Raw genomic sequence first — 16,193 nt, forward strand, 5'->3', positions numbered from 1 at the left:
TTTTAATTTAATGTTAGGAAGAGGGACTAAGATGTTAAATAATAATTTAGGGTTTTTAGATAAAAAACATTCAAAATTAATTCGAAATTTAGAAGTTTCTATTGATGAAGAAAAATTTAAAGTTATTGAGACTAAGAATGGTTTTAAAACAGTTACTATAAATGTAGAAGACAAGCCAATTTTACTTCATAGTAAGTATAATCCGCAACGAGAAGCTGAGCGGCTTATTAATAAGTTTGATTTAGATTATTTAAATTTTATAATAGTTTTAGGGTTTGGTTTTGGCTATCATATTTTGGAATTGTTTGAAAAAATAAAGGATAGAGATATACAGATATTTGTTATAGAAAAAGATATAACCCTTTTTAAGGAAGCATTAAAGTATCAAGATTTTAGCATGTTATTTAAATCCGAAAATTTCCATTTGCTTATTAATGAAGAATTAGAAGAATATAAAATATATGATTTTATTTCTAAAAATATAGATATAGTATTTAGTAAGTTCAAGATTCTGTCTTTGCCTGCTGCAATTAAATATGCTCCTGGATATTATAAAACAGTAGTAGAAGAGATAAACTATCTGCTTGATAAGATAATAATTAATAAAGCAACAGCTGTAAACGAGGGAAAATTGTGGCATGAAAATAGATTGAAGAATTTGAATTTGTTTATTAATAATATTGGAATTGATAAATTAATAGATGTAGCTCAAGATAAACCAGCTATTGTTGTAGCTGCAGGGCCATCATTAAATAAGAATATAGGTTATTTAAAAAAGGTGCAAGGAAGAGCTTTGATTATCTGTGTAGATGCTGCTTTAAAATCCTTATTAGATAAAGGTATTATACCTGATGTGGTGGTGGTGTTGGATGGCAAGAAATCTATATTTAAGTTTTTTGAAGGGGTTAATTATGATAAATTAAAGGATTCTATTTTAGCTGCTCCAGCTCAAATTCAACCTAAGATATTTAATGATTGGTCTGGTTATATTGTTTTGACTTGTTTAGAAGATCATATAGTAAAGTGGTTAGAGCGATATACTGGTTATAAAGGTAGGATAGTTATAGGTGGTTCTGTTTCTCATGTTGGTTTTGAATTTGCACTATCTATAGGTGCAGATCCGATTATCTTTGTAGGACAAGATCTATCTTTTAGTGAGGATGCTACTCATGTTACTGGCGCTGCCAATAATAAAGATAAAAAGCAGCATGAAAAAAAGACTAAAAAGAAGCTTTTTCGGATAAAAGATATTAACGGGGATTTAGTTTGGACAAGGAATGATTTCTATACTTATTTGAAGTGGTATAATTATAATATTAAAAAGATTAATGAGAGCAATCATAAAAGAAAATTTATTGATGCAACAGAAGGTGGAGTCAGGATTGAAGGAACAGAGCTAATGACCTTAAAAGAGGTTATTAACAAGTATTGTCAAGATGAAGATAATATAAAAGAAAAGATAATAACTAAGATATCTACTTTTGAAGCTGAGTGGGATGAAAAATTAATTTTAGATTTAAAGAATGTAATAGATGATCTTGATAAGATTAAAAAGTTAGCTCAAAAAGGTTTAAAGAGAATTGATAGATTACTTGCTAGTTCTTTTGCTGATTTTGAAGAAACAAATAAAAAATTAAAAGAGATTAATGTTAAAATTGATAATTTGAAGGATAATATTATATTTTTTGAATCAGATTTGTATGATATATATGTACAAAAAAAGAAAAACAGTACGGATAATATATATATACTAAACCAGTTTGTTGATTTTTATAACAGATTAATTAAAGGAAGTAAGAGAGTAAGTGAGATTTTAAATGAGAATTATCAGCAATTAATTTCTGAGGAGGATAACTAATGGAGACAACTGTTTATGGAGTTGAGATGGATTTGAATCAATATAAAAGTGTTGGAGAAATTATTGATGCTATTGAAAGAGAAGGTTATATTGCGACACAAGTAATAGCAGATCAAAAGGATATCACAAGATTTTCAGCTCAAGAGTTAGAAAGTATTAAACCAATAGATCATTTAGAAATTCTAGCAAAGACTCCTAGAGAAATAACATTAGATAGTTTAAAAGAAGCAGAAAATTATCTACCAAGGCTTATTTCAGGAATTGATGAAATAATTAATAGCTTTAGTCAAGGTGAAAAAAGTAAAGCTTATAAACTATTAAATCAAGCTTTAGAAGGTTTTCAATGGCTTAGTATCTTGATAGATAATTTAGAAACTATTTCTGATTCAATTTATGAAGATATGGATTTGAATAGAGTTATTAAGAATTGGGAGAGTAATTTAAATGAATTTCTTACTGCTTTTGAGAACCAAGATATAATTTTATTAAGTGATATTTTGGAATATGAATTGCTCCCTGTTTTAGAGGAATATTTAGAAATTATAAAAGACTTAAATGAAAACCTTGAAGAGCAAAGTTAGGTGATTCAATGACTAGTTTATATAATAAGAATGTAAAATGTTTAGATGATAATACGAGAAATTTAGTTTTAAACTTAAAGCAAGATTCTAAGTTTGATGTTTTGGATACTAAAAGTGGTGATCTTAGTCTAAAGATAGGCTTAAAAGATAAAGAATTATTACTTAACAGTCACTATAATCCAAGACGAGAAGCTAAAAGGTTTATTGCTAATTATAATTTAGAAGAGGTTGCTTCAATAATCTTAATTGGGTTTGGTTTAGGTTATTATGTTGAAGAGTTATTAAATAAGTTAAGAAGGGATCAATCCTTAAAAATAGTTGTTGTTAATTCTGATATATTTAAATTTGCTTTAAAGAATAGAGATTTAGAGTTGATTTTAAAGGATAGAAGAGTAGAATTAATTATTGGAGTGAAATTCTCTGGTTTAATTAATAAGTTACAAGGATTATTTAATAAACTGGATATTTTAGAAAGTAAATTGATTTTCCATGAGCAATCTATAAAAGTTATGCCTAATGAATTTCTCGCTTTAAGGGATGTATTAGAAAAGATTAAAGTTAATCGTTATAATAATCGACGTTTAGGCAAAAGAATTAGAAAGAATATTATAGAGAACTTGAGCTTTATTAATGAAAGCTTAGGAGTAAGTAATTTTAAGGAAGCTTTTTTAAATAAACCAATTTTTATTATAGCAGCTGGCCCATCTTTAGATGAAAATATTAAGCAACTTAAGAGCATAAGAGATAAGGGGATAATAATTGCTGTAGATACTGCTTTAATTCCACTATTAACTGAATGGATAAGACCTGACTTTATTGTTTCTATTGAGCCAGTAAAAAACAGTTATAAGTTTTTTAAAGATTATTTAAATTTAGAAATTCCTTTAGTTCACTCATTAGGAATTCATCCTAAAATACTAAAAGATTATCAAGGGCCTAAAACTGTAGGTTTTGCAAAAAGTGATTTGCTTATGGATTGTTTAAGTAAGTTAATTAATAAAGGAAGAATTGCAACTGGTGGTTCTGTGGCTTCAACTGCATTAGATTTTGCGATGAAGTTAGGGGGAGATCCAGTTGTATTTGTAGGCCAAGACTTTGCTTTTAGTAAGCAGGGAATAACTCATGCTGAGAATACAAGTTATGAGCAACGAAAAAGGGATAATAGTACTTTGAGACAAGTAGAAGGAATTAATGGTGATCAGGTATATACTTCAACAGATTATTATTTGTATTTACGTTGGTTTGAAAGATATATTGCAGATAATTCTCAGGTCAATTATATTGATGCTACTGAAGGTGGAGCAAAGATTAGAGGAACAAAAATATTAAGCTTAAAAGAAACTATATTTAAATATTGTAAATCTGAGATAAATAAATCAGAGATTATTGCTAATATATTTTCTAATACTACAAGAGAATGTTTATCTGATAGTGATATTAAGAGGTTTATCGGTCAAATAAATCAAAATGCCAAATTAACTTAGTTTTAGTTGAATTTTTATGAAGGATTTAGTCTAATTGTCGATAATAATGTTAGTGAATGTTGAAATAATTAGCTATAATTTAGTGTTAGTAGTTTGTGTCTGTGTTGGTAAAAAATCATTTAAATTTAAAAAAGTTGAATCTTACTGACACTGATTACCGACACTGACACTCTAGATATAAAGGAGATGGAGTTATGTTAGATGGGAAAACTATACTCATAACAGGTGGAACAGGTTCTTTTGGTAAGAAATTTACTAGGATGATTCTTGATAGATATGATATAGAGAAGTTAATAGTATTTAGTCGTGATGAGCTTAAGCAAGCCAAAATGAGAGCTAAATTTAATGATAATTCTAGATTAAGATTTTTTATTGGTAATGTGAGAGATGAAAATCGACTTTATCGTGCGTTTGATGGTGTTGATATTGTTATTCATGCTGCTGCTTTAAAGCGGGTTCCTGAATGTGAATATAATCCCTTTGAAGCTGTTAAGACTAATATATTAGGGGCTGAGAATATAATCAATGCAGCTATTGATAGAGGGGTAAAGAGAGTAGTTGCTTTAAGTACCGATAAAGCAGCTAATCCAATCAATCTTTATGGAGCTACTAAGCTATGTTCGGATAAGTTATTTGTAGCAGGAAATTCCTATGTAGGTAAGAAGGATACTAAGTTTTCAGTAGTTAGATATGGCAATGTAATGGGAAGTCGTGGGAGTGTGATTCCTTTCTTCCAAGAGAAAAGTAAGACAGGTGTATTACCAATCACCGATCCTCGAATGACTCGCTTCTGGATTACTTTAGAGCAAGGTGTAGAGATGGTATTGAAAACTTTAGATAAGATGGAAGGTGGAGAGATCTTTGTACCTAAGATTCCAAGCATGAAGATTACTGAATTGGCTAAGGCTATAGCACCAGAATGTGAGCAAGAGGTTATAGGGATTAGACCAGGTGAAAAGTTACATGAAGTAATGATTACTGAAACTGACGCTAGACATACTCTTGAATTTGATGATTATTATATTATTGAACCACAATTCCCTTGGTGGGGGCCTGAGTATCATAAGGATGGACAACCTGTTGAGGAGGGCTTTGTCTATAGTAGTGAGCGGAATGATTGGTGGCTTAGCGTGGACGAAATGCGTGAGATTATAGCGGAGCTATAATTAGCTGTCAGTCGTCAGCGTTCAGCTATCAGCAGAAATAACAATCAGTTCTAAGCTATCAAAAAATATTAAATAGGTATAAAAATACTTTCTTAGGAAATTATACTGATAAAAATTCCTAAGGGAGTGATTATGATTGAGTAATGCTGAGAATTTAGTGGTTTTTAAGAAAGCTCATAAATTGACAATTGACATGTATAAAATGACTAAGTCTTTTCCTAGTGAAGAAAAGTTTGGGCTTGTATCACAGATAAAAAGAGCAAGTTCTTCTATTAATGCAAACTTAATGGAAGGAAGCCATAGAAAGACTGATAAAGAATATAGGCAATTTGCTGTAATTGCCAGAGGATCAATTGGAGAATTAAAATATCATCTTTTGCTAGCTAAAGATTTAGGGTATATAAGTAAGAAGAAATATTTTGATTTCAGAGATAGAATTAATGAAATAAGTAAAATGCTAACAGGATTGATGAAAGCACTGTAATTAGCTGTCAGCTGTCAGCAGACAGCAATCAGCTAAGCCCTTAATTCAAGGTCAAAAGCTCTTGATCTTAAGGTTTGAATGTTTTGGCTGAAGGCTGAAACCTGATAGTTAACTGCTAATTAAATATTTTAGCTGAAGACTGATAGCTGACAGCTGAACGCTAACTCGGGGGGAATACCAATGACGAACAAGTTCATACCTTACGGTAAGCAACATATCGACGATGATGATATAGAAGCAGTAGTCGAAGTCCTAAAAAGTGATTACTTAACTACCGGGCCAAAAATAAAAGAGTTTGAAGAAAAGTTTGCCGATTATGTAGATGCTAAGTATGCTGTAGCTGTTTCAAATGGTACTGCTGCACTTCATGCTGCATGTTTTGCTGCTGAAATTGAAGAAGGAGATGAAGTGATTACTACTCCTTTGACCTTTGCGGCATCAGCTAATTGTATTTTATATCAAAGTGGGACTCCTGTCTTTGCAGATGTTGATCCGAAAACATATAATATAGATCCTAAAGAGATAGAAAAAAAGATTACTGATAAGACTAAGGCTATTATTCCTGTTCATTTTACCGGCCAACCATGTGATATGGATAAAATACATAAGATAGCTAAAAAGCATGATTTGATGGTGATTGAAGATGCTGCTCATGCTTTGGGTGCTACTTATAAAGGTCAGAAAATTGGTAGATTGAGTGATATGTCGATCTTTAGCTTTCATCCAGTAAAGCATATTACTACTGGTGAAGGTGGAATGGTGACTACTAATTCGGAGGAATTATATCGAAGGTTGTTACAGTTTAGAACGCACGGTATAATTAAGGATGAAGATTATTATGAGAATAAAAGTCATGGTGATTGGTACCACGAGCAGCAATTTCTTGGCTATAATTATCGGATGACAGATATTCAAGCTGCTTTAGGAATTAGTCAGCTTAAAAAAAGTGATAAGTTTTTAGAGCGAAGAAGAGAGATAGCCCAAATTTATAATGAGAAGTTGAAGGATGTAGAGTGGTTGAGACTACCTTATCAAAAGAATAATCGAGAAAGTTCTTGGCATCTTTATGTGGTGCAGATTGATGAGAATAAGTTGGGTAAGAGTAGAAAAGGAGTTTTTGATTATTTAAGAGAGCAAAATTTAGGAGTGCAGGTGCATTATATTCCTGTTTATTATCATCCTTATTATCAAAAATTAGGATATCAAAAAGGAATTTGTCCAGTTGCAGAAGGAATTTATGAGAAGATCACTTCTATACCTATTTATCCTAAGATGAAGGATAAGGATATAAAGTCAGTTGTTTATAGATTGAATTATATAAATGATTAATAGTTATTATTTGTGGGATTTATTTCTAACTTCTATTTTTAATTAATAGAGGAGGCTAATTAAATGGATTATTTAGATAACTTAGAAAGTCAAGCTATTTATATATTAAGAGAAGCTTATAGTGAATTTAAAAACTTAAGTATGTTATGGTCAATAGGAAAAGACAGTACAGTTATGTTATGGTTAGCTAGAAAAGCCTTCTTTGGGCATGTCCCAATTCCTTTAGTTCATATTGATACTAACTATAAGATTCCAGAAATGATTGAGCATCGTGATAAATTAGCTAAAGAGTGGGGATTAGATATGATCTACGGCCAAAACAAAGAAGCTTTAGCCAATAAAGAAACTTTTCCTGATGGAAATAGTACAAGAATAGAATGCTGTCAAAAACTAAAGACTGCTGGGTTGAAAAATACTTTGAATGGAAATTGGCCAAGATATAGAATGAATCATAACACAGGCAAGTATGAATTAGATGAAAATCGAGAGCCTTATACTGGAGTAATAGTAGGAGCTAGGGCTGATGAAGAAGGAACTCGTTCTAAAGAAAGATATTTTTCTCCTAGAGATAATAATAATGACTGGGATATAGCAGACCAACCCCCAGAATTTTGGGATCAATATAAGACTGATTTTGCTCCAGGAACTCATGTTAGAATTCATCCTTTATTAGATTGGACAGAGGTTGATATTTGGAAGTATATAGAACGAGAGAATATACCTATTGTTTCACTTTATTTTGATCAAGGAGATGGGACGAGGTATAGGTCTCTTGGTTGTCAACCATGTACTAATCCTGTAAAATCTACTGCAAGTAACCCAAAAGAGATAATTGAAGAATTAGAGACAGGTAAGTTTTCTAATATTGCTGAAAGAGCAGGTCGTAAGCAGGATGAAGAAGATGGCGGAGGTTTAGAAGAACTTCGTAAAGAAGGGTATATGTAGTTGACAGTTGACGGTTTACAGTTTACAGTTTACAGTTAAATTCAAAACTTTAAAATCAAAATTTTAAAAACGATATGCTATAAATTTATTGTTAAAGGCTAAGAATTTGACTTTGACTTTGAACTTGAACTTGACTGTAAGGTTTTAACTGTCAACCGTCAACCGTAAACGGTTAACTAAGAAAGAGGGTTAGGTTAATGAAAAAGATAGATATGCATCTGCATACTACGGTTTCTGATGGTTCTTTTACTCCATCAGAAGTAGTTAAAGAAGCTAAAAGAAAGGGTTTAAAAGCAATTGCTATTACCGATCATTATAATGTAGGAAGAGGGATTTGTGTAGAAGTAATATCTGGAATTGAGTTAACAACTTATTATCAAGGAAAGAGAATTGATATTCTTGGCTATTGTATAGATTATAGGAATGATAAATTATTAAATATTATTAAGAAGTTACAAAATAGTAGAGAATTAAGAGGAAAAGAAATTTTAAATAAATTATAAAATCTAGATATAAAGTTAAAATTTGCTGATTTAAAGCAAATTGCTGGTGAAAAAGGTGTAGGTCGTCCTCATATAGCGAGATTAATGCTGAGAAAAGAATATGTTAAGAGTATGCAAGAAGCTTTTGATGATTATTTAGAGGATGGTGGGCCTGCTTATGTTCCAAAGTATAAATTAAAGCCAGAAGATGTAATAGAGCTAATTCATAATGCAGATGGAAAGGCTATCTTAGCTCATCCTGGAATAATTGAAGATGATAATATAGTTAAAAGTTTAATTTTTAATAGAGAAATTGATGGAATAGAAGCTTATTATTCATCACATAGTGAAGAAGAAACTAAAAAATATATTGAATTGGCTAATGATGATGATTTAATTATTACGGGTGGCTCAGATTGTCATGGGCCAAAGAACAAGGATAAATATTTAATTGGAAGTGTAAATGTACCTTATGAATTATTAACTAACTTAAAAAGCTAATATTACTTAATAAAATTAAGGAGAGTAAACTTATGTCTGGTATTCTAAAAGATGATTTAAATATAGTAATAGCTGGCCATGTTGATCATGGTAAAAGTACTATTATCGGAAGATTACTTGCTGATACAGACTCTTTACCCGAAGGGAAGTTAGAACAGGTTAAAGAAACTTGTCGTAAGAACTCTAAACCCTTTGAGTATGCCTTCTTACTTGATGCTTTAAAAGATGAACAAGCTCAGGGAATTACTATTGACTCAGCAAGGTGCTTTTTTGAAACTCCAAAAAGAAGATATATTATCATAGATGCTCCAGGACATATAGAGTTTTTAAAAAATATGATAACAGGGGCAGCTAGAGCAGAAGCTGCTTTATTAGTAGTAGATGCCGAAGAAGGAATTCAAGAAAATTCTTGCCGTCATGCTTATATGTTATCTATGCTAGGAATAGAGCAGGTTGTAGTATTAGTAAATAAGATTGATTTAGTAGATTATAATCAGAAGGTATTTGAAGATATAGTTAAAGAATATACTAAGTTTTTAAAAGAGATAGATTTAACCCCTAACTCTTTTATTCCTGTGAGTGGCATGTTAGGAGATAATGTAGCTAGTCTTTCTAGAAAGACTAGCTGGTATCAAGGCGATACTGTACTAGAAATTTTAGATAAATTTAATACTGAAAGTTTGCCAGAAAATAAAGACTTTAGAATGCCAGTCCAAGATGTTTATAAATTTACTAAGGGTGGAGATAAGAGAAGAATTGTAGCAGGTAAGATTGAATCTGGACGATTAAATCTTGGTGATGAAGTAGTCTTTTATCCTTCTGGAAAAAGAAGTAAAGTAAAGTCTATTGAAGCTTTTAATGAAGATAAGAAGGATAGTATAGGTGTTGGCTATTCTACGGGATTTACCTTAGAAGAGCAAATCTATATTACCAGAGGAGAGGTTGCTACTTTAGCTAATCAATCCAAGCCAAAGGTAAGTTCAAGAGTTAAAGCTAATATATTTTGGTTAGGTAATAAACCTTTAAGTCAAGATAAAGAGTATTATCTTAAATTAGGAACTACTACAGTTAAAGCTAGGGTTGAAAGTATAGAAAAGATAATAGATGCCTCTGATTTAAAGGAGCAAGAAAAAAATAAGGTAGAAAAACATGCTGTTGCTGAATGTGTTTTAAAGTTAGAAAAAGCTGTAGCTTTTGACTTAGTAAGGGATATGGAAGCTACAAGTAGATTTGTAATTGTAGATGATTATGAGATAGCGGGTGGTGGAATAGTTGGAGAGGCTTTAGAAGATAAACAAAGCTGGGTTAGAGATATGGTAATGCTTAGAAATTATAAGTGGGAGAAGAGTCATATTCCTTTTGATAGAAGGGCTGAGAAGTACAGTCAAAAGGCTACTTTGGTTTTAATAACCGGTGAAGAAGATGTAGGAAAGAAGCCTACTGCTAAAGCTTTAGAGAAGATGCTTTTTAATGATGGCAAGATGGTATATTTTTTAGGAATTGGAAATCTCTTGTATGGAGTAGATGCTGATATTAAAACTAAGTCTAATAATAATAAAGAAGAGCACTTGCGAAGGTTAGCTGAGGTTTCCTATTTAATGCTTGATGCTGGAGCTATTTTAGTTGTAACAGCGATAGGGTTAGCTCAAGAGGATTTAAAGTTAATTGAGACTACAGTTGATAAAGGGAAGATTGAAACTGTGTGGCTAGGTGAGAATATTACAACTGATATAGATTATGATCTTCACATTCCAGAGTTTGAAAGTTTTGATGATGCTGCTTTACGAGTAAAGAGACTGCTTCAGGATAAAGGGGCTATTTTTCGAGTTGATTTTTGATTTCATGGTTGCAATAAGAGTTAAATTTTATGGATTATAGTAGAAAGAAAGGGTAAAGCTAAATGACTTCAAATATCGTTTGGCATGAAGGTAAGGTTAGTTATCAAGATAGATGTAAAAATTTAGGGCAAGAAGGTTTGGTGATTTGGTTTACTGGTCTTTTTGCTTCTGGGAAATCGACTATAGCTGTCGAGCTAGAGAAGGAATTAATTAAACTGGGAAAGGCAGTTTATAGATTAGATGGTGATAATGTGAGGCATGGTTTAAATTATGATCTTGGTTTTAGTAAAGAAGATAGAGATGAGAACATTCGGCGTATTGCTGAGGTTGCCGCTTTATTTAAGGATGCAGGATTAATTGTCTTAGTTTCTTTCATTTCTCCTTATAAAAACATAAGAGATTTTGCTCGTGAAAAAGCAGGAGGTAAACATAATTTTATAGAAGTTTACGTTAAAGCAGATATAGATACTTGTGCTAAACGAGATCCTAAAGGTTTATACCAAAAGGATAAGAAAGGTGAAATAGATAATTTCACAGGAATTTCTGCTCCTTATGAAGAACCTAAAAATCCAGAGTTGGTAATTGATACTACTAAATTATCAGTAAAAGAATCTATAAAGCAGATTTTAAATTTAATTATTAAATCACTATCGTTGCATTGTTAAAAAATATAGATTTACTAACTCAACCAAATCAAATTAGTAATCAAAAATTTATAACTTAATAGACTTTTCAAAGTAATAATTACTTTGAAAGTAGTCCTTGTTCTATATTAAAAGTAAAATTTATAATATATTTCTAGATGAAAGCCTATTAACCTAGGTTTTGGATAGTAAAATTTTATCAACTACTGTTAATCCATCTATTCCAAGTGAAATCATTTGTTGTAACTGAACAAATGGAATACTTTATCTTTCTAGTGAGCTTAAGTAAACTTCCTTTGAATTCAGATTCTTTTTCAAGTAATTTTAAAATTAAAAATAAGATTACAGCACTATAAATCTGTGTTAAAACAGCATTTTTATTTTGTCCAAAGAAGCTCTTTATTTTTAGATGCTGCTTGATCCATTTAAAAAACAACTCTATTTGCCACCGTTTTTTATACAGATAAGCTATTACATGAGCGTCCAAATCAAAGCGATTAGTTAAAATATTAATGGTTTTTTCATTGCCATTTCGATCAGTTGTTTTTACTCTAACTAATCTTATTTCCTGTTTCATTCTAGTTTTTGAAGTATGATCACCTAGTATTATATCAGTACCTAATATAACATTTGCTTCTTTATCTTTGGCATTTAAATCTAAAAATCTAATGATTTTAACTTTAGTATTAGATTTTGCTCTAGTTACAAAATAGATATCATTATCTATAAACTCATCAAACTTTTGATACTTTATATAAGCTCTATCAAAGAGATAAGTATAGCTAGGGTTAAAGGTCAGATTATCAAATGTTTCTTTGTCATGAATTATAGCATCGCTTATTATTATATTTTCTGGGGCATTAGTATTCAAATCATATAAAGTATGAAGTTTAACTCCACCTTTAGTGCTTCTAAATTTAGCCCAAGGAAATAATGACAAACATAAACTTATAGTTGAAGAATCTAAGATTTTCACAAAACCAATTTCTTTTAAAGCTTCTTGAAGCCCTTTATTAGCGTTAAGCTTATCAAATAGGTGTTGGAAAATTTCAAAAAATATCTCATGAGGTCTACTTTCATTTTTACGAGATAATTGAGATTTGCTTATTTTAGGTAATGTTCTATTTAGTTGATTATTATTTTCTAAATCACAAATAAAATCTTCTAGACTTTCTTTTTTAGTAAGATGAAAATAAAGTAGGTATAATAGATGAACTTCTGTTGTTAATTTATGAACCTTATAATCTGAGTTATATTTATCAATTAGACCTTTCAAAAATTTTCTATCAATAACATCTAGAAGTTTAGTCAAAAGTATGGTACAATTATTCATGATTTCATCTCCTTTGATTTCATGGATTTTGTACTGGGGGGTACGTATCCATTTAATCAAAGGAGTTTTATTTTTTCAAGAACTTTTTATAAAAAACGATGCAACGCTAGTGTTATTAAATAAAGATAATCTATTTATTATATTGAATAGGAGTTAATACATAACTATTGATAATCATTATATAAATTAAAATAATAATTCTTGAAAGGGGACTTAAAAATGAAAAAGGTTTATTTAGCAATGAGTACAGATATAATTCATCATGGACATATAAATGTAATAAAAAAAGCTAGAGAACTAGGAGAAGTTATAGTAGGAGTGTTAGCTGATGAAGCAGTGGCAGAATATAAAAGATTTCCTTTACTTTCTTTTGATGAAAGAAAGACGATAATTGAAAATCTTAAAGGAGTTAAAAAAGTAATTAAGCAAGATGAACTTGATTATGTTCGTAATCTAAGAAAAATAAAACCTGATTATGTAGTTAATGGCGATGATTGGAAGAAAGGCCCTCAAAAAAGTATTAGAAAACGAGTTATTGAAACTCTGAAAGAATGGGGTGGAGAATTAGTTGAAGTTGAATATACTGAAGATGTAGTACTTGATCAATTAGATAACAATCTGGAAAAATTAGGTACAACCCCCGATCAAAGAAGGATGAAGTTGAGAAAGCTAATTGAACTAAAGCCAATTGTAAGAATTTTAGAAGCTCATAATGGACTTACAGGTTTGATAGCAGAAAAGACAAAGGTTGTAGAAGGTGGAAAAGTTGAAAGTTTTGATGGAATGTGGATTAGTAGTTTATGTGATTCTACTGCAAAAGGAAAACCTGATATTGAATTGGTAGATTTAACTTCTAGGATGAATACAATTAATGAAATTTTAGAGGTTACTACAAAACCAATAATTTTAGATGGAGATACTGGTGGCAAGATAGAACACTTTATTTTTACAGTTAAAAGTCTTGAAAGAATAGGCGTTTCAGCAGTTATTATTGAAGATAAGATTGGTTTAAAGAAAAATTCTTTATTTGGAACAGAAGTTGAACAAAAACAAGATACAATAGAACATTTCTGTCAAAAGATTTCTGAAGGAAAGAAAGCACAGGTTACAGATGATTTTATGATTATTTCTAGAATTGAAAGCTTAATCTTAAAAGCAGGTGTTGAAGATGCTTTAAAGAGAGCAAAGGCTTATATAGAAGCAGGAGCAGATGCGATTATGATTCATAGTAAGATAGATACACCTAAAGAGATTCTTGATTTTTGCGAGGAATATAAAAAGTTTGAACATAAAGTTCCTTTAGTAGCAGTTCCAAGTTCATATTGTCAAATCACAGAAGAAGAATTAATAGAAGTAGGAGTTAATGTAGTTATCTATGCTAATCAATTAATTAGAAGTGCTTATCCTGCAATGGTTGATACAGCTGAAAGTATTTTGAAAAACAAGAGAGCTTATGAAGCAGATGATAAAAACTGTATGCCAATTAAAGAGATTTTAACTTTAATCCCAGGAGGAAAGTAATAATGATAGAAGTAGCAGATTTTTATAAACAATTAAAGGATAAAGAAATAGAATTTTTTACTGGTGTACCAGATTCATTACTAAAAGATTTTTGTGCTTATGTAACAGATAACACGAGTAGTGAAAATAATATCATAGTAGCTAATGAGGGCAATGCTATTGCCTTGGCTGCTGGATATCATTTAGCTACTAGTAATATAGGACTTGTCTATATGCAAAATTCAGGAATTGGAAATGCGATTAATCCTTTATTATCTTTAGTAGATGAAGAAGTTTATCAAATTCCAATGCTTTTATTAATTGGTTGGAGAGGAGAGCCTGGAAAAAAAGATGCTTGTCAACATATTAAGCAAGGAGCAATTACTTTAGATTTACTAGAAACAATGGGAATTCCTTATTCAATACTTCCAGAAGACGCTACAGAATCTAAAAAACTAATTACTAAAGCTTACAAACAGATGAACTCTAATAATACTCCTTATGCTATTGTTGTTAAAAAAGGGACATTTACAAATTATTCATTAAAAAATAAGATTGAAAATGATTTTGAGTTAAGTAGAGAGGAAGCTATAGAAAAAGTTCTTTCTAAGCTTAAAGATGATATTCTAATCTCTACAACAGGAAAGATTTCTAGAGAGGTATTTGAAGTTAGAGAAAAATTTGAACAAGGTCATCAAAAAGACTTTTTAATGGTTGGTTCTATGGGACATGCTTCACAAATAGCCTTAGCAGTTGCATCTAATAAAGAGGATAAAAATATTTTCTGTTTAGATGGTGATGGTGCTTTAATAATGCATCTTGGTGGTCTTACAACAATAGGTGCTACTAAGCTTAAAAATTATAAACATATAGTCTTTAATAATGGAGCTCATGACTCAGTTGGTGGTCAACCTACGGTTGGATTAAATATAGATATAGAAAAGATAGCTAAAGCTTCTGGCTATAAAAATACATTTCAAGCTGAAAGCAGAAATGAACTTGAAGAGAAACTGGAATTATTAATTGAAAGTGAAGGTCCATCATTATTAGAAGTTAAGGTTAAAAAAGGTGCTAGAAAGGATTTAGGAAGACCAAGCATAGGGTCTATTGAGCGTAAAAAGTTATTTATGAATTATCTGAAGTAATTGTCAAGTAACAACTTTATAATTATAATTTTTAATCTATAAAGTTGATATTAAAATTAATAGGGAGCGGGCTTATGAATTATTGTATATTGCGTTGTGCATATCCCAAGTCTGGGAATTATTTAACTTATAAGATAGTTTCTGAACTGTTAAAGAAGAATAATCTTTTTAAATCTTTATCTGTGGACAGTGGACTTAGCGATATTATTGATAAGTTTTATTCAGAATACAAAATATATCCTGAATTTAGTTCAATTGATGTATTGCGAATTGTTAATGGAGAATATAAGTTGGTTTTCCCACATTCAGATTTTAATTACCATCATGTATCATTAGACTTATTATTAAATCATTCAACTTTAGTGTGTACTCATGAATTACCTGAAAAGATTATAAATCAAGAATTTAAAGATGTATCTCATAGAATATATATTACGTGATGGTAGAGATGCTATTAATTCTTTAATACATTATACAACAACCCCAGTAGTACGTAAAAGAATTCCTAAATATAAAATTGATTCAGTTGAAACATTATATGCTATGATGGATATTTTTAAAAAATATGTATCTGATTGGGCTAATCATATAAATTCATATTTAAAAAATAAAGAAAAATTTCAAGTCGTAAAATTTGAGGAATTAATTGATAATAAAAGTAAAGTTGTTAAGGAATTAGCTGATTGTTTGGGATTAGATATGAAGAAAGAAGATATCGAAGATATTGTATATAAAACTGGTTTTAAAAAGATGGCTAAAAAAGCTTCAAATCATCTTAGGAAAGGGAAAAAAGGAGATTGGGATAATTATTTTACTGATGAGCATAAAAAAAATTTTAAAGAGATTGCAGGTGAAGAATTAATATTATTGGGTTATGAGAAAAATTATGATTGGTAAATTAAT

Annotated in this window: 16 protein-coding genes; 15 read left to right on the top strand and 1 reads right to left on the bottom strand. The window is 30.3% G+C overall.

Translation table 11 applies throughout. The features are described 5' to 3' along the window. Window positions 1-31: 31 nt before the first annotated feature. The 11 genes from ACKF5P_RS01080 to cysC all read left to right on the top strand — a co-directional run bounded on the left by ACKF5P_RS01080 (window position 32) and on the right by cysC (window position 11,333). Window positions 32-1,858 (top strand): motility associated factor glycosyltransferase family protein, encoded by a 1,827-nt coding sequence (locus ACKF5P_RS01080; RefSeq protein ID WP_408955669.1) that lies wholly within the window; start codon window positions 32-34, stop codon window positions 1,856-1,858. Then, the gene (locus ACKF5P_RS01085; RefSeq protein ID WP_408955670.1) at window positions 1,858-2,439 is read left to right on the top strand and encodes a hypothetical protein; all 582 of its coding nucleotides are present in this window, start codon (window positions 1,858-1,860) and stop codon (window positions 2,437-2,439) included. The genes ACKF5P_RS01080 and ACKF5P_RS01085 overlap by 1 nt, the downstream gene beginning before the upstream one ends. Window positions 2,440-2,447: 8 nt before the next feature. Then, window positions 2,448-3,923: a motility associated factor glycosyltransferase family protein gene (locus ACKF5P_RS01090; protein ID WP_408955671.1), complete on the top strand. Its 1,476-nt coding sequence runs from the start codon at window positions 2,448-2,450 to the stop codon at window positions 3,921-3,923. 194 nt (window positions 3,924-4,117) lie between these two features. Then, on the top strand, window positions 4,118-5,089 hold the full coding sequence (pseB, locus tag ACKF5P_RS01095) for a UDP-N-acetylglucosamine 4,6-dehydratase (inverting) (RefSeq protein ID WP_408955672.1): 972 nt from the start codon (window positions 4,118-4,120) through the stop codon (window positions 5,087-5,089). Between the two features lie 136 nt (window positions 5,090-5,225). Further along, window positions 5,226-5,573: a four helix bundle protein gene (locus ACKF5P_RS01100; RefSeq protein ID WP_408955673.1), complete on the top strand. Its 348-nt coding sequence runs from the start codon at window positions 5,226-5,228 to the stop codon at window positions 5,571-5,573. 180 nt (window positions 5,574-5,753) lie between these two features. Further along, window positions 5,754-6,902 carry a UDP-4-amino-4,6-dideoxy-N-acetyl-beta-L-altrosamine transaminase gene (gene pseC / locus ACKF5P_RS01105; protein ID WP_408955674.1) on the top strand — a complete coding sequence of 383 codons (1,149 nt, stop codon included), beginning with the start codon at window positions 5,754-5,756 and terminating at the stop codon, window positions 6,900-6,902. A 63-nt stretch (window positions 6,903-6,965) separates the two neighbouring features. Beyond that, on the top strand, window positions 6,966-7,847 hold the full coding sequence (cysD, locus tag ACKF5P_RS01110; protein ID WP_408955675.1) for a sulfate adenylyltransferase subunit CysD: 882 nt from the start codon (window positions 6,966-6,968) through the stop codon (window positions 7,845-7,847). Window positions 7,848-8,044: 197 nt separating this feature from the next. Beyond that, complete coding sequence (locus tag ACKF5P_RS01115; protein WP_408955676.1) at window positions 8,045-8,350, top strand: PHP domain-containing protein; 306 nt, start codon at window positions 8,045-8,047, stop codon at window positions 8,348-8,350. An 84-nt stretch (window positions 8,351-8,434) separates the two neighbouring features. Then, window positions 8,435-8,830: a hypothetical protein gene (locus tag ACKF5P_RS01120; protein ID WP_408955677.1), complete on the top strand. Its 396-nt coding sequence runs from the start codon at window positions 8,435-8,437 to the stop codon at window positions 8,828-8,830. A 32-nt stretch (window positions 8,831-8,862) separates the two neighbouring features. After that, complete coding sequence (locus ACKF5P_RS01125; protein ID WP_408955678.1) at window positions 8,863-10,668, top strand: GTP-binding protein; 1,806 nt, start codon at window positions 8,863-8,865, stop codon at window positions 10,666-10,668. A gap of 62 nt (window positions 10,669-10,730) precedes the next feature. Further along, the gene (cysC, locus tag ACKF5P_RS01130; protein ID WP_408955679.1) at window positions 10,731-11,333 is read left to right on the top strand and encodes an adenylyl-sulfate kinase; all 603 of its coding nucleotides are present in this window, start codon (window positions 10,731-10,733) and stop codon (window positions 11,331-11,333) included. Window positions 11,334-11,511: 178 nt separating this feature from the next. Here cysC and ACKF5P_RS01135 read toward each other — a convergent pair whose 3' ends face one another. Beyond that, window positions 11,512-12,645, bottom strand: a complete 1,134-nt coding sequence (locus ACKF5P_RS01135; protein ID WP_408955680.1) for an IS4 family transposase — start codon at window positions 12,643-12,645, stop codon at window positions 11,512-11,514. Window positions 12,646-12,864: 219 nt separating this feature from the next. Between ACKF5P_RS01135 and aepX the strand changes: the two genes are divergently transcribed. The 4 genes from aepX to ACKF5P_RS01155 all read left to right on the top strand — a co-directional run bounded on the left by aepX (window position 12,865) and on the right by ACKF5P_RS01155 (window position 16,187). Continuing rightward, window positions 12,865-14,166: a phosphoenolpyruvate mutase gene (aepX, locus tag ACKF5P_RS01140; protein ID WP_408955681.1), complete on the top strand. Its 1,302-nt coding sequence runs from the start codon at window positions 12,865-12,867 to the stop codon at window positions 14,164-14,166. Between the two features lie 2 nt (window positions 14,167-14,168). Continuing rightward, window positions 14,169-15,290, top strand: coding sequence for a phosphonopyruvate decarboxylase (gene aepY, locus ACKF5P_RS01145; RefSeq protein WP_408955682.1), 1,122 nt, complete (start codon window positions 14,169-14,171; stop codon window positions 15,288-15,290). Between the two features lie 74 nt (window positions 15,291-15,364). Further along, window positions 15,365-15,730 (top strand): hypothetical protein, encoded by a 366-nt coding sequence (locus ACKF5P_RS01150; protein ID WP_408955683.1) that lies wholly within the window; start codon window positions 15,365-15,367, stop codon window positions 15,728-15,730. Beyond that, the gene (locus tag ACKF5P_RS01155; RefSeq protein ID WP_408955684.1) at window positions 15,702-16,187 is read left to right on the top strand and encodes a sulfotransferase domain-containing protein; all 486 of its coding nucleotides are present in this window, start codon (window positions 15,702-15,704) and stop codon (window positions 16,185-16,187) included. The genes ACKF5P_RS01150 and ACKF5P_RS01155 overlap by 29 nt, the downstream gene beginning before the upstream one ends. Window positions 16,188-16,193: the final 6 nt, after the last annotated feature.

It is taken from the genome of Natroniella sp. ANB-PHB2, assembly GCF_046097105.1.
Lineage (GTDB): Bacteria > Bacillota > Halanaerobiia > Halobacteroidales > Halobacteroidaceae > Natroniella.